The organism is Lysinibacillus sp. FSL P2-0066 (genome assembly GCF_037969495.1).
GTDB lineage: Bacteria > Bacillota > Bacilli > Bacillales_A > Planococcaceae > Lysinibacillus > Lysinibacillus boronitolerans.
Map to the genome: position 1 here is coordinate 560,391 of NZ_CP150202.1, position 22,838 is coordinate 583,228.

The 22,838-nt window shown below is 38.7% G+C and carries 20 protein-coding genes; 18 read left to right on the forward strand and 2 right to left on the reverse strand.

Annotated elements, in window-relative coordinates; all coding sequences use genetic code 11:
• Positions 1 to 27: 27 nt before the first annotated feature.
• The gene (locus MKZ14_RS02730) at positions 28 to 558 is read right to left on the reverse strand and encodes a DUF2529 family protein (protein ID WP_036078238.1); all 531 of its coding nucleotides are present in this window, start codon (positions 556 to 558) and stop codon (positions 28 to 30) included.
• Positions 559 to 711: 153 nt separating this feature from the next.
• Between MKZ14_RS02730 and MKZ14_RS02735 the strand changes: the two genes are divergently transcribed.
• The gene (locus MKZ14_RS02735; protein WP_016995617.1) at positions 712 to 1,071 is read left to right on the forward strand and encodes a response regulator; all 360 of its coding nucleotides are present in this window, start codon (positions 712 to 714) and stop codon (positions 1,069 to 1,071) included.
• A 293-nt stretch (positions 1,072 to 1,364) separates the two neighbouring features.
• Here MKZ14_RS02735 and MKZ14_RS02740 read toward each other — a convergent pair whose 3' ends face one another.
• Positions 1,365 to 2,714, reverse strand: a complete 1,350-nt coding sequence (locus tag MKZ14_RS02740; RefSeq protein WP_339280244.1) for an IS1182 family transposase — start codon at positions 2,712 to 2,714, stop codon at positions 1,365 to 1,367.
• 697 nt (positions 2,715 to 3,411) lie between these two features.
• Between MKZ14_RS02740 and MKZ14_RS02745 the strand changes: the two genes are divergently transcribed.
• From MKZ14_RS02745 to MKZ14_RS02825, 17 genes are all read left to right on the forward strand, one after another.
• Positions 3,412 to 4,980 carry an IS1182 family transposase gene (locus MKZ14_RS02745; protein WP_339280601.1) on the forward strand — a complete coding sequence of 523 codons (1,569 nt, stop codon included), beginning with the start codon at positions 3,412 to 3,414 and terminating at the stop codon, positions 4,978 to 4,980.
• A 262-nt stretch (positions 4,981 to 5,242) separates the two neighbouring features.
• Positions 5,243 to 6,097 (forward strand): class II fructose-bisphosphate aldolase, encoded by an 855-nt coding sequence (locus MKZ14_RS02750; RefSeq protein ID WP_004269446.1) that lies wholly within the window; start codon positions 5,243 to 5,245, stop codon positions 6,095 to 6,097.
• Positions 6,098 to 6,246: 149 nt separating this feature from the next.
• Entirely contained in the window at positions 6,247 to 6,897 is a 651-nt protein-coding gene (fsa, locus tag MKZ14_RS02755) for a fructose-6-phosphate aldolase (protein WP_004269447.1), read from the forward strand.
• A gap of 62 nt (positions 6,898 to 6,959) precedes the next feature.
• On the forward strand, positions 6,960 to 8,246 hold the full coding sequence (locus MKZ14_RS02760) for a UDP-N-acetylglucosamine 1-carboxyvinyltransferase (RefSeq protein WP_016992737.1): 1,287 nt from the start codon (positions 6,960 to 6,962) through the stop codon (positions 8,244 to 8,246).
• A 94-nt stretch (positions 8,247 to 8,340) separates the two neighbouring features.
• Positions 8,341 to 9,297, forward strand: coding sequence for a class II fructose-bisphosphatase (gene glpX / locus MKZ14_RS02765; RefSeq protein WP_004269449.1), 957 nt, complete (start codon positions 8,341 to 8,343; stop codon positions 9,295 to 9,297).
• Positions 9,298 to 9,514: 217 nt separating this feature from the next.
• The gene (gene rho / locus MKZ14_RS02770; RefSeq protein WP_016992739.1) at positions 9,515 to 10,798 is read left to right on the forward strand and encodes a transcription termination factor Rho; all 1,284 of its coding nucleotides are present in this window, start codon (positions 9,515 to 9,517) and stop codon (positions 10,796 to 10,798) included.
• 134 nt (positions 10,799 to 10,932) lie between these two features.
• On the forward strand, positions 10,933 to 12,834 hold the full coding sequence (locus tag MKZ14_RS02775; protein ID WP_333006234.1) for a helix-turn-helix domain-containing protein: 1,902 nt from the start codon (positions 10,933 to 10,935) through the stop codon (positions 12,832 to 12,834).
• A 76-nt stretch (positions 12,835 to 12,910) separates the two neighbouring features.
• Positions 12,911 to 14,635 carry an ABC transporter ATP-binding protein gene (locus tag MKZ14_RS02780; protein WP_333006233.1) on the forward strand — a complete coding sequence of 575 codons (1,725 nt, stop codon included), beginning with the start codon at positions 12,911 to 12,913 and terminating at the stop codon, positions 14,633 to 14,635.
• Between the two features lie 37 nt (positions 14,636 to 14,672).
• Positions 14,673 to 15,467, forward strand: coding sequence for an ABC transporter ATP-binding protein (locus MKZ14_RS02785; RefSeq protein ID WP_036076077.1), 795 nt, complete (start codon positions 14,673 to 14,675; stop codon positions 15,465 to 15,467).
• Between the two features lie 32 nt (positions 15,468 to 15,499).
• The gene (locus MKZ14_RS02790) at positions 15,500 to 16,552 is read left to right on the forward strand and encodes an iron ABC transporter permease (protein ID WP_036076079.1); all 1,053 of its coding nucleotides are present in this window, start codon (positions 15,500 to 15,502) and stop codon (positions 16,550 to 16,552) included.
• Positions 16,549 to 17,583 (forward strand): iron ABC transporter permease, encoded by a 1,035-nt coding sequence (locus MKZ14_RS02795; RefSeq protein ID WP_036076080.1) that lies wholly within the window; start codon positions 16,549 to 16,551, stop codon positions 17,581 to 17,583. Before MKZ14_RS02790 ends, MKZ14_RS02795 begins: the two co-directional genes overlap by 4 nt.
• A 465-nt stretch (positions 17,584 to 18,048) precedes the next feature.
• The gene (gene rpmE / locus MKZ14_RS02800; protein WP_004269457.1) at positions 18,049 to 18,252 is read left to right on the forward strand and encodes a 50S ribosomal protein L31; all 204 of its coding nucleotides are present in this window, start codon (positions 18,049 to 18,051) and stop codon (positions 18,250 to 18,252) included.
• Between the two features lie 116 nt (positions 18,253 to 18,368).
• Complete coding sequence (locus MKZ14_RS02805) at positions 18,369 to 18,941, forward strand: thymidine kinase (RefSeq protein ID WP_016992744.1); 573 nt, start codon at positions 18,369 to 18,371, stop codon at positions 18,939 to 18,941.
• Positions 18,942 to 19,113: 172 nt separating this feature from the next.
• The gene (gene prfA, locus MKZ14_RS02810; RefSeq protein ID WP_016992745.1) at positions 19,114 to 20,190 is read left to right on the forward strand and encodes a peptide chain release factor 1; all 1,077 of its coding nucleotides are present in this window, start codon (positions 19,114 to 19,116) and stop codon (positions 20,188 to 20,190) included.
• Positions 20,177 to 21,037 carry a peptide chain release factor N(5)-glutamine methyltransferase gene (gene prmC / locus MKZ14_RS02815; RefSeq protein WP_339280602.1) on the forward strand — a complete coding sequence of 287 codons (861 nt, stop codon included), beginning with the start codon at positions 20,177 to 20,179 and terminating at the stop codon, positions 21,035 to 21,037. Before prfA ends, prmC begins: the two co-directional genes overlap by 14 nt.
• Positions 21,038 to 21,081: 44 nt before the next feature.
• Positions 21,082 to 21,672, forward strand: a complete 591-nt coding sequence (locus tag MKZ14_RS02820; protein WP_016992747.1) for a stage II sporulation protein R — start codon at positions 21,082 to 21,084, stop codon at positions 21,670 to 21,672.
• A 100-nt stretch (positions 21,673 to 21,772) separates the two neighbouring features.
• Complete coding sequence (locus MKZ14_RS02825) at positions 21,773 to 22,807, forward strand: L-threonylcarbamoyladenylate synthase (RefSeq protein WP_339280603.1); 1,035 nt, start codon at positions 21,773 to 21,775, stop codon at positions 22,805 to 22,807.
• The last annotated feature ends 31 nt before the right edge of the window (positions 22,808 to 22,838 follow it).

The following is a 22,838-nucleotide window of genomic DNA, read 5'->3' on the forward strand; positions in this document are numbered from 1 at the left end:
ACGAGACAACTCTTTTTAAATTGATCACTACAATTCTTCTTCATCTAACCCAAGCATTTCATCATAAGCCATTTTGACAGCTTCATAAACAAAGAGTCCTGCAAGTGCATGTGGTATAACAATACGTTGACCTAGATCATTGGGTATTAAACCGCCTTTAACGCGTGTAGAGACATACGTATAGGCTAAATCTGCAAGAGGGTTTTCTACACTAGCTGCTTCACTAGCTACAGCAGCAAAGGGAATAAATTGTGTATTTAATTTTTGAGCTAAGACGAGTGCTTCTTCATCATTTGCACTACGAGTAAAAATGCAAACACGATCAGCTTCTGTTAAGCTTGTGTCTGAAGTCCATGGTGCTAACTTGCTAAACGGTTCAACTGCTTGAAGTGCATTTAATTCCACAATCTGCATTTCTCCAAAGCAAGCAAAATAGACATTTCCTTCGCCAATTGCGGCTTGTGCTAATAACCTTGCTGTCTCTTCGATAGCATCTTCTTCATTTTGAGTAATTCTTTGTAATAATCCACTTAATTGTGTTGTTAGTATTTTTGACATGTTCCCACCTCTATTCATATTATAGGGGGTAAAAGGTAGAAAGCAAAAGCAGATAATTTATAATACTAGAAGGTATTAAGCTGAAAAAGGAGAATTATACATAATAAAGAAAGTTTTTGTGTAAGAATAAAACTAAAAAGGGCGGAATGCGATGTGAAACGATTACTAATTGTCGATGATCAGCAGGGAATTCGTTTACTTTTAAATGAAGTGCTGAAAAAGGAAGGGTATATTACATATTTAGCAGCTAATGGTTCAGAGGCATTAAAGTATGCAGACGAACAAGAGATGGATTGTGTTTTGCTGGACATGAAAATTCCTGGAATGGATGGTATTGAAATTTTGAGACGTTTAAAAGAGAAGTTTCCGAAGCTGCCTGTTTTTATGATGACAGCATACGGAGAGCTGGATGTTGTGCAAGAAGCGTTAGAATTAGGAGCCATTCGTTACTTTACAAAACCATTTGATATTTTCGAAGTGCGTGATGAAGTAAATAAAGCTTTACAAGCTTAAAAAGCAGGCGGTGGACACACGGCCTGTTTTTTTATGTTGATTAATAGCCCCTGCTTTTCAGGTGCGAGGACTTCGTTGCGTTCCACTTCACTTCGTCAACCCTGCCGCTTCATTACATTCCGCTTTCGGGTAGAAAATAATAGCCCCTGCTTTTCAGGGGCTAGCAGACTGTAGACAAAAGCCATCGAGAGGTTCACTCTCGATGGGCTTTTGTCATTTTTCTTCCTATTTTATCTTTAATATTTGGTAATATACTACCAAATTCAACATACTCTTCGAGCATAGCTACCTTCTTAAGCTGCCTGCCACGTCCAAGTAGCCAGTTTCTTTAAATTCATGGCAGCAAAAGTAAGCATCGCCTGCATGGACAATTTTTTCAGACCTCTTAAGGTTGTCCATCGCATACCATGCTTTTCTTTTGCATCGGCAAAGACACGCTCAATCGTTTCTTTGCGCTTTGCATAAATTTGTTTGATGTCATAGGAATGGCGTAAATGTTCAGCTTCCTCCACATACGACTCCCAGATATGGCGTTGAATGAGTTTTTGATGATGCTTACTTTCTGTACATTGGGAAAGGCTTGGACACTTCGCACAAATCAAAGGATTCGATTTATATTGACGATACCCTTCTTTAGTCGTTGTCGTATACTTCAATATCTGTCCTTGTGGACAAAGATAACAATTATAGTGCTCATCATATATATACTCATGCTTTCGGAAGAATCCATCTTTCGTTTTAGGACGTGTATAAGGAAGAACAGGCAACATTTGATTCTCTAATAAAAAATTCGTAATCGCTGGTGTTTTATAGGCTGCATCTGCCGCAACAGCTAATGGTTTTTGAACGTTTTCAATGACTTTTTCCACAAGTGGCTGTAATACATGACTATCGTGCACATTTCCCGGAGTTACAATGGCACCCAAGACAAAGCCCTTTTCATCTGTCGCTGCATGAAAAGAATACGCAAACTGCTTCGTACGTTCATCCTTCACGTAATAGCCACTTTCAGGATCTGTCGTGCTTTCCTTTATTTCTTTCCATTCTTCCTTTTCAAACTTCTCCGGGGGAAAGGGCTTTTTTCCGTGTTCCTCACGATCCATATTTAACTCTAATTGAAGTTTCTCTTCATAAGCCCGTGTTTCTTTTCGCACAACTTTTTTATCATACTTTCGTTTATTCGCACTCGCTTTCACATGCGTAGAATCGATAAATAAATGGTCTGCATGGAGGAGTCCTTGATGCATAATCTCTTTTAATATACGATAGAATATCTGCTCAAATATATCAGTGTCTTGAAAGCGACGGACATAATTTTTACCGAAGGTAGAGAAATGCGGGACTTCTGTATGGAAGCCAAATCCTAAAAACCAACGATACGCCATATTCGTTTCAATTTCTTTGATGGTTTGACGCATGGACCGTATACCAAAAACGTACTGAATAAACGTCATTTTAAAGAGAACAACAGGATCAATACTAGGGCGTCCTTTAGCAGAGTAGAGGTTTTCTACTAAAGGATAGATAAATGAAAAATCAATAGCCGCCTCTAGTTTTCGTACTAAATGATCTTGGGGAACTAATTGATCAATCGTTAGCATTTCTAATTGTTCACGTTCATTGATTTGATTTTTCGTCATCATGGTTGATCACCTCGAAAGTGTACTTTTTATCAATAATTCTTTATGTAGAAGTTGATTGGAACGAAGGGTGGCGACTCCTGCGGGAAAAGCGGGAAAGTCGAGATCCTGGACTGAGCGAAGCGAGGGAAGCAGCTCGACCCCGCCCGCGGAAAGCGTCCGCCCGTAGTGGAAATCAACGGCTTTACTTTATTTTATTGTAAAAGAAAAAAGACTGTAGGCAAACTCAAAATTCATTGAGTTTGTCTACAGTCTGATAGCCCCTGCTTTTCAGGGGCTAGGACTTCGTTACGTTCCACTACACTGCGTCAACCCTGCCGCTTCATTACATTCCGCTTTCGGGTAGAAAATAATAGCCCCTGCTTTTCAGGGGCTAAGACTTCGTTACGTTCCACTACACTTCGTCAACCCTGCCGCTACGTTACACTTCGCTTTCGGGTAGAAAATAATAGCCCCTGCTTTTCAGGGTCTAAGACTTCGTTACGTTCCACTACACTGCGTCAACCCTGCCGCTACGTTACACTTCGCTTTCGGGTAGAAAATAATGGGGCTGGGACAAAACCCATCTCTAAACTAAAAAGCCGATGAAATTTTACGATTAGTAAAATTTCATCGGCTTTAAATTTTTTCATAAATAATAAGGACCACTTCTGATAAAATTAAGTCACCACAACCAAATTATACAGAAAGAAGGATCCTTATGTTTAAAGATTATAACATGAATCAATTAGTTTTGCCTTTAGATTTAGAAGTAAAATTACAAAAGAATGATATTGCCTTCCATGTCCATCATTTAGTCGAAAGTGTCCCGCCTGAAGCGTTTGAACCATTCCTTCGAAATGAGGGCTGTCCTGCCTACCATCCACGAATGATGCTTAAAATTATCTTATGCGCCTACACGCAATCTGTCTTTTCTGGTCGTAAAATTGAAGCGCTTTTAAAAGACAGTATTCGGATGATGTGGCTAGCTCAAGGGCATGAACCAACCTACCGCACAATCAACCGATTCCGTGTCCAACCAGACGTAAAAGAGTTAATTCGTCAATGCTTCGTTCAATTCCGCTGCCAGTTGGTACAAGGGGGATTAATTGACCAGGAAGCTATTTTTATTGATGGAACAAAGATTGAAGCGAATGCGAACAAGTTTACATTCGTGTGGAAAAAGTCGATTGAGAAATACCATAACGGACTAATTGAAAAGTCAAACCAGCTATACGATGAGCTGCTTGAAAAAGAAATCATGCCAGAAATTGAACGGGAAAATGAAAATGAATTAGCATTGGAAGACCTCGCTCGAATGGTTGAAAAAGTAGATGAAGTGATTTCTGAATATGATCGAAAAATTGAGGATTCATCAGATGTAGCAGAGCGAAAGGCTTTAAGAACGGAACGGAAATTCCCAAAGCAAGCTCGGAAAAAATTAATCGACTATATTGAACGCAAACTAAAATATCAAAGAGACTTCGAAATCTTTGACGAACGAAATAGTTATTCGAAAACAGACCCGGATGCGACATTTATGCGTATGAAAGATGACTATATGAAAAATGGTCAATTGAAGGCAGGTTATAACATACAAGTGGCAACAGAAGGTCAGTATGCGCTTGCCTACAGCATTTTTCCGAACCCAACAGATACACGTACATTAATCCCATTTTTAGATGAAATCGAACAACGTTATTTTAAGTTACCCAAACACATTGTCGCAGATGCCGGATATGGCAGTGAACAAAATTATGATGATATCCTTTCGAATCGTAAGAGAGAAGCCTTAATCACGTACAATATGTATTTAAAAGAACAGAAGAAAAAGCATAAGCAAAACGAATTCAATACAGCGAACTGGGATTATGATAAAGAACATGATCGATACACTTGCCCAAACCAACAACAGCTTGTATTTAAATATCGTACCACGAAAACGGATCAATATGATTTCAAGCGTGAGTTTAAGATATACGAATGTGAAGACTGTTCCGGATGCCCTCTCCGTTCATCGTGTACAAAAGCAAAAGAAGGAAATAATCGTAAGATAATGGTGAATGAGAAGTGGGAAGAACAAAAAGAATATGTGCGAGCAAAGCTTTCAGAAGAAAAAACAAGTACCATTTATCGTCAACGTAAAATTGACGTGGAACCAGTTTTTGGATTCTTGAAGGCTAATTTGCGTTTCACCCGATTTTCTGTACGAGGAAAATCGAAGGTTGAAAACGAGATGGGCCTCGCATTAATGGCCGTGAATTTAAGAAAATTCACAGCCATTAGCTAAGATCTATAGGAAGACTACATAAAAAATAGAGAAATCCGAATTTGAATTCATTCAAATTCGGATTTCTCACTAATTGAAGCTAGTTATGTCCCAGCCTCAAGACTTCGTTACGTTCCACTACACTTCGTCAACCCTGCCGCTACGTTCCACTTCGCTTTCGGGTAGAAAATAATAGCCCCTGCTTTTCAGGGGCTATTATTTTTGCTATGATTGAGGAGCATGTTTATGTAGAAAGAATAGTCCTATGAGGAGGATTTTTAGTATGGCATTAGTATCTATGAAAGAGATGTTAATTAAAGCAAAAGCAGAAGGTTATGCTGTTGGTCAATTCAACATTAATAACCTTGAATGGACTCAAGCAATTTTACAAGCAGCTGAAGAAGAAAAATCTCCAGTGATTCTTGGTGTTTCTGAAGGCGCAGGTAAATATATGGGCGGATTTATTTCTGTTGTTCATATGGTAAAAGGTTTAATGGAATCTTACGGTACTACAGTTCCTGTAGCGATTCACCTTGACCATGGTTCTAGCTTTGCAAAATGTAAAGAAGCAATTGATGCAGGCTTTACTTCCGTGATGATTGATGCATCACATCACCCATTTGAGGAAAATGTGAAAATTACTTCAGAAGTAGTAGAATACGCACATGCTAAAGGCGTTTCTGTGGAAGCAGAATTAGGGACAGTTGGTGGAGATGAAGATGGCGTAATCGGTGGTATTATTTACGCTGATCCCGAAGAATGCCGCAAAATGGTTGAACTAACAGACATCGATTGCTTAGCGCCAGCACTTGGTTCTGTACATGGTCCTTACAAAGGAGAGCCAAACTTAGGCTTTAAAGAAATGGAGGAAATCTCTAAATTGGCAGATCTTCCACTTGTTTTACATGGTGGTACAGGTATCCCAACAAAAGATATCCAACGTTCTATTTCATTAGGTACGGCTAAAATCAACGTCAATACTGAAAATCAAATTGAAGCAACAAAAGTAATTCGTGAAATTCTTGACAATGACAAAGTTGTTTACGACCCTCGTAAATTCCTTGGTCCAGCACGTGAAGCCATCAAAGCTACGGTTATTGGTAAAATTCGTGAATTTGGAAGTGCACAAAAAGCATAATTTTTGCATTTAATATGTTACAAAAGCATAGATAAATACACATAATAAGAGAAGTGTTGATGCTTTCAATCGACCTTCTCTTGTTTTTGAAATAAAGAAATTTTGGAAAATATTTAATAATATAAGAAAAATGATCAGGAGGAAATAATATGAAATTTTTCATTGATACAGCAAACTTTGAAGAGATTAAAGAGGCACATGCATGGGGTATTTTATCAGGAGTGACAACAAACCCATCGTTAGTGGCTAAAGAAGAAAATGTTTCTTTCCATGATCGTCTTCGTGAAATCGCAGAGCTTGTTGATGGCTCTGTAAGTGGGGAAGTTATTGCACTTGATGCAGAAGGTATGATTAAAGAAGGTTTAGAATTAGCTGCGATTGCGCCAAACATTACTGTAAAGCTTCCAATGACTCCTGCTGGATTAGAGGCATGTCGTTTCTTTGCAAACAAAGGCATTAAAACAAATGTGACATTAATCTTTAGTGCTAACCAAGCATTAATGGCTGCGCGTGCAGGTGCTACATACGTATCACCATTTATCGGCCGTTTAGATGACATTGGTCAAAATGGTGTTGAGTTAATTGAAACAATTGCAGATATTTTTACAATTCATAATATCGATACACAAATTATCGCTGCCTCTGTCCGTCACCCACAACACGTTACAGCAGCAGCTTTAGCAGGTGCACATATTTCAACTACTCCGTTTAAAGTATTAAAGCAGCTTTTCCACCATCCATTAACTGAAAAAGGAATTGAAGGATTTTTAGCGGATTGGAATAAGAGAAAAGGCGAATAATAAGATTATAAAGTGTGCAAATTGCAAAAATACTACTTTCCAATCATGAGGGAGAACGCAAAATGGATGTTTATAAAATTACTGGCGAAAATCGTCTACAAGGTACAATTAAAGTTAGTGGTGCAAAAAATAGTGCAGTCGCCTTAATTCCTGCATCAATTTTGGCGAACTCTCCAGTGACTATTGGAGGGATACCCGAAATTTCAGATGCTTGGACGTTAAAGGCTCTATTAGAGGAGATTGGTGGAGAAGTTTCATTTGAGGATGGGAAAATGACAATCGATCCAACAGAGATGATTGCATTGCCTTTACCAAATGGCAACGTTAAAAAATTACGCGCTTCTTATTATTTAATGGGCGCTATGCTTGGACGTTTTAAAAAAGCAGTCATTGGTTTACCTGGAGGCTGTTTTTTAGGACCTCGACCTATTGATCAACATATAAAGGGCTTTGAGGCTTTAGGAGCTAAAATTACTAATGAACATGGAGCCATTTATTTACGAGCAGATGAGTTAATAGGGGCAAAGATTTATTTAGATGTGGCAAGTGTCGGGGCTACTATTAATATCATGCTGGCTGCTGTCCTTGCTAAGGGACGTACTGTCATTGAAAATGCTGCAAAAGAACCTGAAATAATTGATGTTGCGACACTTCTAACAAATATGGGTGCCAATATTAAAGGTGCAGGTACAAGTGTTATTCGTATCGAAGGCGTAGAAGAGTTACATGGTACTGAGCATACAATTATACCTGATCGCATTGAGGCCTCCACATTTTTGATTATGGCTGCAGCAGTCGGTGATGGAATAACGATCGATAACGTTATTCCACTGCATTTAGAAGCAATTATTGCCAAGCTTCGTGAAATGGGTGTAAAAATTGAGATTGGTGAAGAAAGCATTTATGTACCAAAAACAGACCTCTCAACATTACAGGCAGTGGATGTCAAAACATTGGTATACCCTGGATTCCCAACGGATATTCAGCAACCGCTTGCCGTGCTAATGTCACAAGCATTCGGTTCCTCAAAAGTAACAGATACTATTTACACAGCTCGTTTTAAGCATATTGATGAGCTTCGTCGTATGAATGCAGATGCTCGTGTAGAAGGAAACACAGCAATTATTAAAGGGCCGAGTAGATTACATGGCTCCACTGTAACAGCTACAGATCTTCGTGCTGGAGCAGCTTTAGTGTTAGCTGGACTCTTAGCAGAAGGAGAAACTGAGATTCAAGATATCTATCATATCGAACGTGGCTATAGCTCACTTATTGAGAAATTACGTGATTTAGGCGCTGATATTCGACGTGAAACAATTGTGGCACGTGTAGCTGAGACAAAGGAATAATGAGAGCTAAAAGTTTTCAACCAATTATGTTACAATAGAGGTAATTTGAATGTTTTGGCACGAAAAGATGCCGATAACGGGAGGCAAAGCAACAATGGAACGTAGTTTATCGATGGAAGTAGTACGAGTAACAGAAGCAGCAGCAATCGCATCCGGGAAATGGATGGGGCGCGGTTTGAAAATTGAGGCAGATGATGCAGCAACAACAGCGATGCGCAAAATGTTCGATACAATTCCAATGCATGCTACAGTAGTAATTGGTGAAGGTGAAATGGATGAAGCACCGATGCTTTATATTGGTGAAGAACTTGGTTTACGAAATGGTGGTCCTAAAGTAGATATCGCTGTGGATCCTTTAGAAGGTACAAATATTGTAGCAAAAGGTACAAATGGTGCGATGACAGTTCTCGCTATTGCAGATAAAGGGAATCTGTTAAATGCACCAGATATGTACATGGAGAAAATTGCTGTAGGACCAGAAGCGGCGGGCAAAGTGGATATCAATGCTTCCGTTACTTATAACTTATTACAAGTTGCAAAAGCTAAAAATAAAGATATTTCTGATGTTGTAGCTACTCTTTTAGATCGACCACGTCACCAAGCGATTGTTGATGAAATTCGTGAGGCTGGTGCACGTATTAAATTTATCCAAGATGGTGATGTAGGCGCTGCAATCAATACAGCCTTTGATGAAACAGGTATTGATATAATGTTTGGAACAGGCGGCGCACCTGAGGGTGTTATTGCGGCAGTAGCTTTAAAATGCCTTGGTGGAGATTTCCAAGCAAAACTAGTACCAGAAGATGAAGAGCAATTAGAACGCTGCACGAAAATGGGTGTGGATGTTGAAAAAGTTCTTTATTTAGATGACCTAGTAAAAGGTGACGATGCTATTTTTGCAGCGACAGCTGTAACAGATTGCGAGCTTTTAAAGGGTGTTCAATATAAAGGTGCTTATGCCTTAACTCATTCAGTAGTTATGCGTGCTAAATCTGGTACGGTTCGCTTTGTTGAAGGCCGTCATGCTCTTGAGAAAAAACCTAGATATTAATGTTATTTTCTTCTAAAATATACCTAGTACATCTATTGTGCTAGGTACCTTCTTCTTTAAATAACCATCCCATATTTTTAAGGCAATGTTTAGTTATATGGTGGAACAATAGATATTATTTAAGGCAACCATATAAGCGTTAGCAAAGCCAATCGTAAACTTCAATGATAACCCCATTAAATTGAATTATATTTTGAAAAAGACTGGAGTTGTGCATATGTCTGCATTGACAATCGCTCAATTAGAAAACATGACGTTAAAAGAGCTTTACGCCCTTGCACGTCAATATAAAATTTCTTATTATAGCAAGCTAACGAAAAAAGAATTGATATTTGCTATTTTGAAAACGCGTTCAGAGCAAGAGGGCTATTTCTTTATGGAAGGCGTATTAGAAATTGTTTCGCAAGAGGGCTTCGGCTTCCTTCGACCAATCAACTACTCACCAAGTAAAGAAGATATTTATATTTCTGCATCCCAAATCCGTCGCTTTGATTTGCGTAATGGGGACAAGGTGTCAGGAAAGGTGCGTCCACCGAAGGAAAATGAACGCTATTATGGCCTATTACAAGTAGATGCTGTCAATGGCGAGGATCCTGAAGTAGCGAAAGAACGAGTTCATTTCCCAGCACTAACACCCTTATATCCAAATCGACAAATTAAGCTAGAAACAACACAACGCAATTTATCCACTCGTATAATGGATTTAGTGGCACCAGTAGGCTTTGGACAACGCGGATTAATTGTAGCCCCACCAAAGGCAGGGAAAACGTCTTTATTAAAAGAGATTGCAAACGCTATTACAACCAATCATCCACAAGCGGAGTTAATTGTCCTACTGATTGATGAACGACCTGAGGAAGTGACAGATATTGAACGTTCTGTCAATGCAGATGTTGTCAGCTCAACATTTGATGAAGTACCTGAGAATCACGTAAAAGTGGCTGAAATAGTATTAGAACGTGCACGACGTTTAGTGGAACATAAGCGTGATGTAATTATTTTAATGGACTCCATTACACGTTTAGCTCGTGCTTATAACTTAGTAATTCCGCCAAGTGGACGTACACTTTCTGGTGGTATTGATCCTGCAGCATTCCATAGACCGAAACGTTTCTTTGGTTCGGCTCGTAATATTGAAGAAGGCGGTAGTTTAACAATTTTAGCGACGGCATTAGTAGATACAGGTTCTCGTATGGATGAAGTTATCTATGAAGAATTTAAGGGAACAGGGAACTTAGAGCTTCATCTTGATCGTCAGTTAGCAGAACGCCGTATATTCCCTGCACTTGATATTCGTCGTTCGGGTACACGTAAGGAAGAGCTTCTTCTGGAGCCAGAACAACTTGAAAAGCTATGGGCAATTCGTAAAACGTTTTCTGATGCACCTGATTTTGCAGAGCGCTTCCTGAAAAAAATCCGTACAACAAAATCAAATGAAGAATTTTTTGAAAAGCTAAACGAAGATATGAAAAAGGCAACAAAGGGAAAAGGACTTTTATAAATGGCATCACCATTGACAAGGAAATTGTCAATGGTGATTTTTTTTGTATATGTTTTATTTTATAAATGTATATTGAAATTGAGAATCATTATCAATATAATAGTGAGTAAATATGTGTTCTGAAGGAGACGAAGATGAATTATGATGCCTATATGCTTCTTTGGCAAAATGCATTTATCCAGTTGAAGCAAATCGATTACATAAATAAATCAGATGTTCATGTGTCAAAGGTTTTAACATATAGCTCGTTTCTTATTGTTACAGAAGGTGGTGCACAGATTGTCATTGATGATCAATCTCATCATGTGCAGCGCTTCAGTATTTTTCATCTAGGTAAATCTCAATGTCTTCACATTAGGGCGCAGCAGAGTGTTAGCTATTTTCTCATTAGCTATAAGGGAGATGTCATGTACAAAGATGCCTTTATGCAGCATTTGTACATGCACTATCAACCATTCCAAACACATTTCTCTTGTGTACCCGCAAATCCGATAGTCATTCACAATATCCTTCAAGATATGTATAGCAAATGGCAATCTGGCTCTATACAGGAGCATTTATCTGTAAGGGCATCCTTCTATGAGCTTATCTATCATGTCTTTCGAGAATTAACAGAAGGACAAGGGAAACCACATGAAATTGATAAGGCAGAAGCCGCACGATTATTTATAAAGCAACACATTCATCAACCATTATCTATCCAGACATTAGCAGATATGCTTCAGATTAGTACACGGCATTTATTACGCATCTTTAAAGCTCGCTATGAAATAGGTCCACAAATATATTTACAACAATTGAGAATAGAGCAGGCTAAGCAGTATTTATTAACCAATCAATATGGCATAAAAGAAATTGCCATATCTCTTGGATTTGAAGATGAATATTATTTTAGTCGTGCTTTTAAAAAAGCAACAAATCTGGCTCCAAGTAGCTTTAGGCTGAAATATGCATCTAATATGTCCGAAATTACCATTACAAATGAGAATCATTTTCATTACAATGATAATCAGCTCGCGCAAGCAAAACGATTTGAGAATGGAGAAAATGAAATCATGATGCAGAAGATGATTCACCATATAAAGCTACCTTTTTTATTAAGCCTTTTCGTTTTACTGGCAGCGTGTAATGAAGAGACAAGCCACTCTAAGATTGATGAACCAATTACGCCCGATAAGGCAGAGACTAGAACCGTAACAGATGATAGTGGACGCGAAGTAGAAATCCCAATGAAAGCAGAGAGAGTCGTAACTGATTGGTATCTGGGGCAAATTTTAGCGTTAGATGTTGTACCTGTTGGAGGCGTAACGGCTAACCTTGATTATGCTGCTTTCTTAAAGCAACACTATAAGGATGGAGAAATTACGAATATTGGTACGGATGGTAAGGTGTCATTAGAAAAAGTTTTAGAGTTAAAGCCAGACTTGATTATTACTTGGAATGTGGAAGATGTAGCAAAGTATGAAAAAATTGCCCCAACAATTGTCTTTGCTGAAGATGCCCATCAATCAGTGACTGAGGAGATTAAGGCAATGGGGAATTACTTAGGTAGACAAGCAGAGGCTGAAGCCTTTACAAAGGAATTTGAAAATCGGATAGCAAAAGCTAAGGAAAAGATCATGAATATAATTCCGAAACATTCCACATTTACTACTTATGAAATGTTTGAAAAAAATGCAACGATTGTAGGGAAGTCAAGTGTATCGGGTGGTAGAGCACTTTATCAAATTTTGGGCATGAAGCCACAGGGAAAAGTGCAGGAGCTATTTGATACAAAGGAAGCAAGTAATGGACGGTATGAGGTTTCCTATGAGGTAGTCGGTGATTATGTAGGTGACTATAACTTCATGATTAATTTCTTTAACAAAGAAGGCCAGTTGCCAGCAACATGGACAAATTTAGATGTCGTTAAAAATAATCAAGTATTAGAGCTTCCTTCTGAATATTATTTTGCTTCTGATCCGCTCTCTGGCTTACACCAAGCTGAAGAACTAGCTGACAAAATAGTTGAATTTACAAAGGCTCAACAACAATAACTGAGATAACAGGAGAGCTATTGTAGATAGCTCATTTATAGAGACGTAAAAAGAAATCACAAAAGGAGGCTACACCATGTTATTACAGCGCTTTTTTTCATATTATAGGCCCTATAAAGGTTTATTTATTTTAGATTTTAGCTGTGCCATATTAGTGGCGCTAATTGATCTAGCGTTTCCAATTGTTTTAAATAAGGTAATTGATGATATTTTGCCAGATGGGGAATTAAAGTGGATCATTATGGCAAGTTTATTGCTGTTTGCATTATATATTTTTAACTCCATTCTTCATTTTATCGTTTCGTATTGGGGACATATGCTGGGCATTAATATTGAGACGGATATGAGAAAAGAATCCTTCAGCCATGTACAAAAGCTATCCTTTAGATATTTTGATAACAACAAAACAGGGCATCTTGTGTCTCGTTTAACGAATGATTTAATGGATATTGGCGAACTTGCTCACCATGGTCCAGAGGATATCTTTATAGCAGCAATGACGATTGTTGGAACATTTGGTGTTATGTACTATATTGATCCAACCTTTACGATTCTTATTTTCTTACTTGTACCGATTATCTTAATCTTAACCATTATTTTCGGAAAATTAATGTCCAAGGCATTCCGTCAAATGTTTGGAGATATTGCAGATTTCAATGCACGTGTTGAAAACAATGTAAGTGGTATTCGTGTTGTACAGGCTTTTACAAATGAAGATCATGAGATTAAACGCTTTAAGGTAAATAATGAAAGATTCCGTATGACAAAGCTGTTTTCCTATAAAGTAATGGCTTGGAATGAAGCTATTTCAGGCATACTCACGAAGGTGTTATCACTCTTTACTTTATTTGTTGGAGCTTACTTTGTATTAAATGGGCATTTAACAAATGGCGATTTTATCGCATTTATTTTACTTTCAGGTATTCTCTTAGGCCCAATTAACAAAATCAATATGTTTATAGAAAGCTATCCAAAGGGCATGGCAGGATTTAGACGCTATATCGAATTCCTCGAAACGGAGCCCGAAATTGCGGACCGTCCAGAAGCGAAAATAATTGATGAAATTGATGGTGAAATTACTTTTTCTAATGTATCGTTTGGCTACGCTGCCAATAATCGTGCCTTACATCAAATTAATTTAAAGGTACGTCCTGGTGAAACGGTTGCCTTAGTAGGACCTTCTGGTGCAGGGAAATCTACGATCTGTAGCCTATTGCCCCGTTTTTATGAAGTGAATGAAGGCTCCATTAAAATTGATGGCGTTGATATACGAGATTTTAAACTGCAATCTTTACGTTCGCATATCGGGATTGTCCAGCAAGATGTCTTTTTATTCGATGGTACCATTCGTGAAAACATAGCCTATGGTGATTTAAATGCCAGTGAAGAAGATATTTGGTATGCCGCACAACGAGCACAACTGACGGATGTCATCAATGCTTTACCAGAGGGCATGGATACACTCATTGGTGAACGTGGTGTCAAATTATCAGGTGGACAAAAACAAAGATTATCAATTGCACGTATTTTCTTGAAAAATCCAAAAATCTTAATACTAGATGAAGCAACATCTGCATTGGATACAGAAACAGAACAAGCGATCCAGCAAGCCTTAAACGAGCTTTCTATCGGTCGTACTACATTAGTGATTGCCCACCGTTTAGCAACGATTAAGGATGCAGACAGAATTGTTGTGGTATCGAAAAAGGGCATTATTGAAGAAGGTACACATGAGCAATTAATGGAACGCCAAAATGCTTACTATGGCTTGTATACAGCCCAATTTGGTTTACAAATTTAAAAGTAATAGCATTCTCAAAAGTGAAAGGAAGTTAAAGATGTCAGTACTTGAAATAGATCATGTTGCGATTGGTTATTCCTCAGCGCTCATCGTCAATGATTTAAGTGTGGAGATTCCGAAAGGCCAGATCTCCACGATTATTGGTCCAAATGGTTGTGGCAAATCTACTTTATTAAAGGCTGTTGCACGTGTATTACGCACGCAAAATGGAGCTGTCTATTTAGATGGCAAAGCTATACATCAATTAAAAACAAAAGAAGTGGCCAAAAAAATGGCTATTTTACCTCAGACAGCAACAGCACCAGGAGGATTAACGGTTTTTGAACTAGTATCCTATGGTCGTTTTCCTCATCAAGTAGGGTTTGGTACATTGCAAAAGGAAGACTATGAATATATTCATTGGGCTATTGATGTTACGGGGCTAAGAGAACTTAGTGATCGACCAATCGAAGCATTATCAGGTGGTCAGCGTCAGAGAGTATGGATTGCCATGGCGTTGGCGCAAGGCACGGATATTTTAGTACTGGATGAGCCAACAACTTATTTAGATTTAGCACATCAGCTCGATATTTTATTGTTGCTACAAAAGCTAAATAAGGAAGAAGGACGAACAATTATCATGGTTTTACATGATTTAAATCATGCATCACGCTTCTCTCATTTTATAATGGCCATGAGAGACGGCAATTTAATGGTGAATGGCAGTCCAAAAGAAGTGATGACAAAAGAAAATTTACAAAAGGTATTTAATATCGATGCAGAAATGGCTGTATGTCCCTATAGTGAAAATCCAATTTGCCTATCTTATCAGTTGTACGATATGAAAAAATAAAAGCTTGTTGGAAGCTATGGGGAGGAAATAAAATGACTACGTCGACAGGAGTAGGAGAGCTCAACGATTTAGAAGAGCTACAGAAGCGATCTCATCCGATACGTGGAGTAGTGACTTTAATCGTAGGAGTAATTGGATTAATAATTGCCATTGGTTTATCAATTTCTTTTGGTGCTGCAGATATTTCATTGGGTACTGTTTGGACAGCAGTTACCCATTTTTCGCCAGAATTAACAACACATCAAATTATTCATGATATTCGCTTACCACGGGTACTAGGAGCAGCATTAGTCGGTGCAAGCTTTGCGGTAGCGGGTGCAATCATGCAGGGGATGACACGTAACCCTTTAGCTGACTCCGGATTATTAGGGTTGAACTCAGGAGCTGCCTTTATGTTGGCTGTGTGTTTTGCCTTTTTCCCTGGTCTACCTTATATGTATTTAATTTTATGGTCCTTTGTAGGTGCAGGTCTTGGTGTTGCCATCGTGTATGGTATTGGCTCACTTTCTAAAGGTGGCTTAACACCTATGCGACTAGTTTTAGCTGGTGCTGCTGTTAGTGCATTACTTGGAGCGCTAGGAGAAGGGGTTGCTCTTTATTTTCGTATTGGACAAGACCTCGCATTTTGGTATGCGGGCGGAGTTTCGGGCACAAAATGGAGTCATCTACAAATTTTATCTCCATGGATACTTGTTGCGATGATAGGAGCGCTTGTCCTATCGCGTTCCATCACGGTGCTGAGCTTAGGTGAAGAAATTGCAGTCGGTCTTGGGCAACGTACGGCTGTAGTAAAAATTTGGGGAATGATCATTGTTTTAGTTTTAGCAGGTGCAGCAGTATCTGTTGTCGGTGCAGTTGGTTTTGTAGGGTTAATTATCCCTCATTTAACGAGATACATAGTTGGTCATGATTATCGCTGGATCATCGCTTGTTCCTTGGTATATGGAGCATTGCTTGTTGTGTTAGCAGATTTAGTAGCACGTGTTATCAATCCACCTTATGAAACACCAATTGGTGCGCTCATAGCCTTTATCGGTGTCCCATTCTTCCTTTATTTAGCTCGTAAAGGAGGAAAAGAACTATGAATAACAGCTATTTAACACCAAGTCAACTGAAGGCGAAAAGGAAAAATTTCTCCATCCTTGCGACGCTCATTGTGTTAATCGTCATTACCTTTGTTATAAGTATGAATACAGGGGTTATTAAACTGACACCAATGGAAGTTCTTCGGACTCTTTTTGGTCAAGGTGACGCACAACAGCAGCTTATCTTATATGAATTCAGACTTCCAAGAATAGTGATTGCTGTATTAGTAGGTATGGGGTTAGCTATTTCAGGCGCTATTTTACAGGGCATTTCCAAAAATGCTTTAGCAGACCCAGGAATCTTAGGGATTAATGCTGGAGCAGGTCTTGCTGTCATGCTCTATGTGTCGTTTTTCCCAACTACGAAAGCAGCACCTGTTTATTTACTGCCGATACTGGCTTTTGTGGGGGCAGGTTTGACAGCTGTACTGATTTATTCACTTTCTTACCGACGTCATGAGGGTATTACACCAATGCGTTTAATTTTAACAGGGGTAGCTGTAGCAGCAGGGATTAGCTCGGCTATGATTGTGCTAACGCTACGTCTATCACCAGAGAATTATCAATTTGTAGCAATATGGCTTGCAGGTAGCATTTGGGGCTCAAATTGGAGATTTGTTCTGTCATTATTACCATGGTTAGTGATTTTATTGCCATTCGTTTATTCAAAATCACGTGTATTAAACGTATTGAATTTAGGTGAATTAACAGCAGTAGGACTAGGTGCCTCGATTGAAAAAGAGAGACGCTGGTTGTTGGCTGCTGCTGTTGGTTTGGCTGGAGCTAGTGTTTCTGTAAGTGGTGGTATTGGTTTCGTAGGACTTGTTGCGCCACACTTAGCGCGACAGCTTGTTGGGGCCAAACACCAGTTTTTATTGCCAACTGCAGCATTATTAGGAGGTTTTTTAGTGTTAATGGCTGATACAATCGGTCGTTCCATTTTAGAACCTTCAGAAATTCCAGCAGGGATTGTTGTAGCAGTTTTAGGAGCACCTTATTTCTTATATTTACTAGCACGATTAAAAGAATAAATGACGCTTTTTCCTTTGTGTATGAATAGTATTGCCATCAGGGGAAAGAATAGACGGTTATTAATACATCAGATTAGAAAGGAAATATCAGAAGAACTATATGATGTAACGATTGTTGTTGGTGGTCCAGCAGGGCAGTTAGATTAATAGCTGGCGCATTTACCGATGGATACTAGCGTTAAATAGTGCAAAACTATACACTTGGAGCAAGATGCATCGAAAGTAGCCTATGTATCAACACATAATATTCGCATCAAAGAACGAACTGAGTAAATGGGGATAGTAATATTTTTTACTTGAAAATGATAAAATGTCTATGCTATACTTCAAAAGTATGCAACGTGTACATATGTAGCTGACGTTCCACTTCGACACATATTTTGTAGTCGACATATTCGGGCTATGTAAGGTACAGTTCGATAATACTCTGTTCCAGATGGTTCAGGGCGAGAGGAGAAAACGAATATGAAACAAGGAATTCATCCAGACTACAAAGAAGCAACAGTAACTTGCTCTTGTGGGAACACTTTCAAAACTGGTTCAGTAAAAGAAAACATCGTTGTCGAGTTCTGCAACGAATGTCACCCATTCTACACTGGCCGTCAAAAATTCGCGTCTGCTGATGGTCGCGTGGATCGTTTCAACAAAAAATACGGTCTTAAAAACTAATGTTAGTTTAATACCTGCCAAGCATGCGCTTGGCAGGTATTTTTTTCAGTAAATAATACACGTTGATGCAAGTCTTTTCAAAATCCAGATAGACACAAAGAAAGGGAGAAGACAAAATGGCACAGCTATATTTTAAACATGGTGCAATGAATAGTGGGAAATCAATAGAAATTCTAAAAGTTGCCCATAATTATGAAGAACAACAGAAGCCTGTAATGATGTTTACTTCAGGTCTAGATACGCGTGATGAGGTGGGCTTTGTTTCCAGCCGAGTAGGTTTAAGACAACAAGCCATTCCTGTTTATGAAGATACAAATATTTATGAATTAGTGGAAAATAATGCTGTCAAACCGTACTGTGTGCTTGTGGATGAAGTTCAATTTTTAAAAAAGGCACATGTTTTACAGCTAGCTAACATTGTGGATCAATTGGACATTCCCGTTATGGGCTTTGGCTTAAAAAATGATTTTCAAAATGAGCTATTTGAAGGCAGCCAGTACATGCTTACATATGCAGATAAAATTGAAGAAATGAAAACAATTTGCTGGTTCTGTCATAAAAAAGCAACAATGAATTTGCGAGTAGATGAAAGTGGAAAGCCAGTTTACACAGGTGATCAAATTCAAATCGGTGGCAATGATTCGTATTACCCTGTTTGCCGAAAATGTCATGCACATCCACCACTTTAACGCTAAATAGCATGACACGGTGCTAAGAAAAAGTAGCATACATGTGAAAATTTCCTTATACTAAGTAGTGGAAATAAGAAATGAAAAAGCCATTACGCCTAAGCGTAATTTTGATGGAAGCTGCTTCTCTGTAAAAAGGAGCATCTTAAAAAACTAAATAGAGGTGAAATCCATGTTTGATCGATTACAGGCAGTGGAAGATCGTTATGAAAGGCTTACTGAGCTTTTGAGCGATCCAGATATTGTTAATGATAATAAGAAATTACGCGAATATTCTAAGGAACAATCAGATATCCAAGAGACCGTAGATACTTATCGTGAATATAAAAGTGTTAAAGAGCAGCTAGTAGATACGCGTGAAATGTTAGATAGCGAAAAAGATCCTGATATGCACGAAATGGTAAAGGAAGAATTTAACCTATTAAAAGCACAACAGGAAGAGCTAGAAGAGCGTTTACGTATTTTATTGATTCCGAAAGATCCGAATGATAATAAGAACGTTATTATGGAAATCCGTGGCGCAGCTGGCGGTGACGAGGCTAATATTTTTGCGGGTGACTTGTTCCGTATGTATTCTCGCTATGCAGAAACACAAGGCTGGAAAATTGATATTATGGAAGCTACACCAAACCCAATGGGCGGCTATAAAGAGGTAATCTTTATGATTAATGGACAAGGGGCTTATTCAAAATTCAAATTTGAAAATGGCGCACACCGTGTTCAACGTGTCCCTGCTACAGAATCACAAGGCCGAATTCATACATCAACAGCAACAGTTGCTTGCTTACCTGAGGTTGAGGAAGTAGATGTTGAAATCCATGAAAAGGATATCCGTGTAGATACATTTGCGTCTTCTGGTGCAGGTGGTCAATCTGTAAATACAACGATGTCTGCTGTTCGTATGACCCATTTACCAACAGGTGTTGTGGTTTCGATGCAGGATGAACGTTCACAAATTAAAAACCGTGAAAAAGCAATGAAAATTCTTCGTGCTCGTGTAGCAGATATGTATATGCAGGAAGCGCAAAAAGAGATTGATGCTACACGTAAATCAGCTGTGGGATCTGGTGACCGATCAGAGCGAATTCGCACATACAATTATCCACAAAACCGTGTAACTGACCATCGTATCGGCTTAACGATTCAAAAGCTAGATCAAATCGTAGAAGGCAGACTAGATGAGATTATCGATGCTCTTATTTTAGAAGAACAAGCATCGAAGTTAGAGCGATTAAATGATGATTTATAAAAATGTGATGGAGGCCCTTGAGTGGGCTTCTTCTTTTTTAGTGGATAATGGTCGTGAACAAACAGCAGCGCGGATTGTTATGCAACATGTGCTTGGTACTAGTTATGGAGAGGTCATGTTGCATTTGCAGGAGGAATTAACACCAGCACAGCAAAGGCAATTTAATGAGCTTATAAAAGAACATGCAAGTGGACGCCCTGTCCAATATTGTGTTGGGTGTGAGGAGTTTTATGGCCGTTCATTTTTAGTCGATGAATCTGTCTTAATACCGCGACCTGAAACAGAGGAATTGGTGCTTGGAACAATTAATCGACTACCGAAACTATTCGCAACGCAAACTTTGAGGCTGGCTGATATCGGTACAGGTAGTGGGGCCATTGCTATTTCAATGAAGCTGGAATGTCCGCCATTAACAGTCATAGCTACCGATTTATCAGAAGCAGCATTAGTGACTGCCCAAAAAAATGCAAAGCAATTAGAGGCAGATATTGATTTTAGATTGGGAGATTTAGCCGCTCCACTTGCAGGAGAGAAATTTGATATTGTTTTATCGAACCCACCATATATCGCATTGGATGAGGCCCAAGAAATGTCAAGCGTTGTGCTAGAGCATGAGCCGCATAGTGCCCTCTTTGCAGAGGAAGATGGTCTTATTTTATATAGAAAATTAGCTGAACAATTACCAGCTTATATGAATAGACCAGGGTTAATTGGATTAGAAATCGGTTATACACAAGGGGAGAAAGTAGCCAAATTCTTTCAAGATAGTTTTCCACAGGCGACAGTTTCAGTAGAAAAAGATATTAATGGTAAACCTCGAATGATTTTTTGTGAAATACATGTATAAAGTTTCTGGATCTTGCCAACAATGTTGAGCAAGGAGGGATTTTTATGTTAAACGAATACAAGATTATTAGATTACCTAAACAAAATATCTTTCTAGCTTTTGCTAGACTAGTATTAATTGCGATTGTTTTACAGTTATGTGTTTTATATATTCCATCATTAGTAGGTTTGGCGAAGGAATCTTCCGATGATGTGCAAGAAAAAGATTTTCGTATACGTGTTATTGCCAACAGTAATACTGCACAGGATCAGCTAGAGAAACAGCAGCTTGTCCAAGATTTAAAGCCGTACTTTCTACAAGTGAGTACCGCTGGATTTGCAGGGAATGAGCAAATTCTTTCGTTAAAACAACAAATTGAAGCTGAACTGAGCGAAAATTATCCACAATTGGATACACAGGTTGTTGTTGGGGATAACTTATTCCCGCCAAAAAGACAAGGTGCTGTACTTTATCCACAAAATGTCTATCAATCAATTGTTGTAAAGATCGGTGATGCACGTGGAGATAACTGGTGGTGCAGTATCTTCCCATCTATCTGTGAGCCTGATAAAGAAGAGGTAAAAGAAGAAGTAGAAGAAGAAAAAGAACAAGTTACATTTTTTATATGGGAATGGATTAAAGGACTTTTTGAATAAATTGTGCACAAATTCAGACAACTTATACACATTTTTTAATAAGTTATAAACAATATGTGGATAATTACGTTAAAACGAATAATGAAGGTAGGTATTAATCATGGAAACCGTTTGTAAGGTTGTGGACAGTAATGTGAATAGTCAGATTAATTATACACAAGCTGTGGATATCTTAAATGCAGGAGAGGTAGTCGCATTTCCGACAGAAACGGTTTATGGCTTAGGAGCAATTGCCACAAATGATCTGGCAGTTAAAAAGATATTTAAAGCAAAAGGTCGACCTTCAGATAATCCTTTAATTGTCCACGTTGGTACAAAAGAGGAAGTAGCAATCTATATCGACCATATTTCTGACATAGCTAAACAATGCATGGATTTATTTTGGCCAGGACCATTAACACTGGTGATGCCAGCGAAGCCAAATGTATTAGCTAGAAGTGTCACTGCTGGATTATCAACAGTTGGCATTCGAATGCCTGATCATCCAGTAGCGCTTGCTTTACTACAACAGCTCCAAAAACCGCTTGCTGCACCGAGTGCTAATCGTAGTGGAAAGCCAAGCCCTACAGAAGCTGTTCATGTTTTAGATGATTTAGAAGGGTACATACCTTATATTTTAGATGGAGGTTCTACAGGCATTGGGCTTGAATCCACTGTACTAGATGTTACACATGAACCTCCAGTAATTTTACGTCCAGGTGGTATTACGAAGGAAATGCTTGAGGCTAAGATTGGCCCTGTTATTCAACCAACTACAATAGAGCAGAAGCTAGACACAACGCCTAAGGCACCAGGAATGAAATATACGCATTATGCACCAAATGCTCCAGTGTATTTAATAGACTGTGATGTTGAGAAAGTCAACGAAGCGGTTCTACATTTACAGAGACAAGGACATCGCGTAGCACTACTTGCACCTGTGAATTTTGAGGAAATCAAAGTTGATTTTTACTTCTCCATTGGTGAAGCAGGAAGTAAAGAAGAAATGGGTGCGGCCTTATATAATGCACTTAGAGCATGTGATAAAACTACCGCTACCGTAATATTAGCCACAACTACTTCAAAAGAAGGAGTAGGAGCAGCTATTATGAATAGACTTGAAAAAGCCTCTGGAGGTAAATGGTATTCACTGTAAATAATAATAGAATCATTATAGACAAAAGGCA

Excerpts from the sequence above, each read along its gene's own strand:
- rpmE (WP_004269457.1), top strand. The coding sequence starts at position 18,049 with ATGAAACAAGGAATTCATCCAGACTACAAAGAAGCAACAGTAACTTGC.
- MKZ14_RS02750 (WP_004269446.1), top strand. The coding sequence starts at position 5,243 with ATGGCATTAGTATCTATGAAAGAGATGTTAATTAAAGCAAAAGCAGAA.
- MKZ14_RS02825 (WP_339280603.1), top strand. The coding sequence starts at position 21,773 with ATGGAAACCGTTTGTAAGGTTGTGGACAGTAATGTGAATAGTCAGATT.
- fsa (WP_004269447.1), top strand. The coding sequence starts at position 6,247 with ATGAAATTTTTCATTGATACAGCAAACTTTGAAGAGATTAAAGAGGCA.
- MKZ14_RS02780 (WP_333006233.1), top strand. The coding sequence starts at position 12,911 with ATGTTATTACAGCGCTTTTTTTCATATTATAGGCCCTATAAAGGTTTA.
- prmC (WP_339280602.1), top strand. The coding sequence starts at position 20,177 with ATGATGATTTATAAAAATGTGATGGAGGCCCTTGAGTGGGCTTCTTCT.
- MKZ14_RS02745 (WP_339280601.1), top strand. The coding sequence starts at position 3,412 with ATGTTTAAAGATTATAACATGAATCAATTAGTTTTGCCTTTAGATTTA.
- MKZ14_RS02790 (WP_036076079.1), top strand. The coding sequence starts at position 15,500 with ATGACTACGTCGACAGGAGTAGGAGAGCTCAACGATTTAGAAGAGCTA.
- prfA (WP_016992745.1), top strand. The coding sequence starts at position 19,114 with ATGTTTGATCGATTACAGGCAGTGGAAGATCGTTATGAAAGGCTTACT.
- MKZ14_RS02740 (WP_339280244.1), bottom strand. The coding sequence starts at position 2,714 with ATGATGACGAAAAATCAAATCAATGAACGTGAACAATTAGAAATGCTA.
- MKZ14_RS02785 (WP_036076077.1), top strand. The coding sequence starts at position 14,673 with ATGTCAGTACTTGAAATAGATCATGTTGCGATTGGTTATTCCTCAGCG.
- MKZ14_RS02805 (WP_016992744.1), top strand. The coding sequence starts at position 18,369 with ATGGCACAGCTATATTTTAAACATGGTGCAATGAATAGTGGGAAATCA.
- MKZ14_RS02730 (WP_036078238.1), bottom strand. The coding sequence starts at position 558 with ATGTCAAAAATACTAACAACACAATTAAGTGGATTATTACAAAGAATT.
- rho (WP_016992739.1), top strand. The coding sequence starts at position 9,515 with ATGTCTGCATTGACAATCGCTCAATTAGAAAACATGACGTTAAAAGAG.
- MKZ14_RS02760 (WP_016992737.1), top strand. The coding sequence starts at position 6,960 with ATGGATGTTTATAAAATTACTGGCGAAAATCGTCTACAAGGTACAATT.
- MKZ14_RS02775 (WP_333006234.1), top strand. The coding sequence starts at position 10,933 with ATGAATTATGATGCCTATATGCTTCTTTGGCAAAATGCATTTATCCAG.
- MKZ14_RS02795 (WP_036076080.1), top strand. The coding sequence starts at position 16,549 with ATGAATAACAGCTATTTAACACCAAGTCAACTGAAGGCGAAAAGGAAA.
- glpX (WP_004269449.1), top strand. The coding sequence starts at position 8,341 with ATGGAACGTAGTTTATCGATGGAAGTAGTACGAGTAACAGAAGCAGCA.
- MKZ14_RS02820 (WP_016992747.1), top strand. The coding sequence starts at position 21,082 with ATGTTAAACGAATACAAGATTATTAGATTACCTAAACAAAATATCTTT.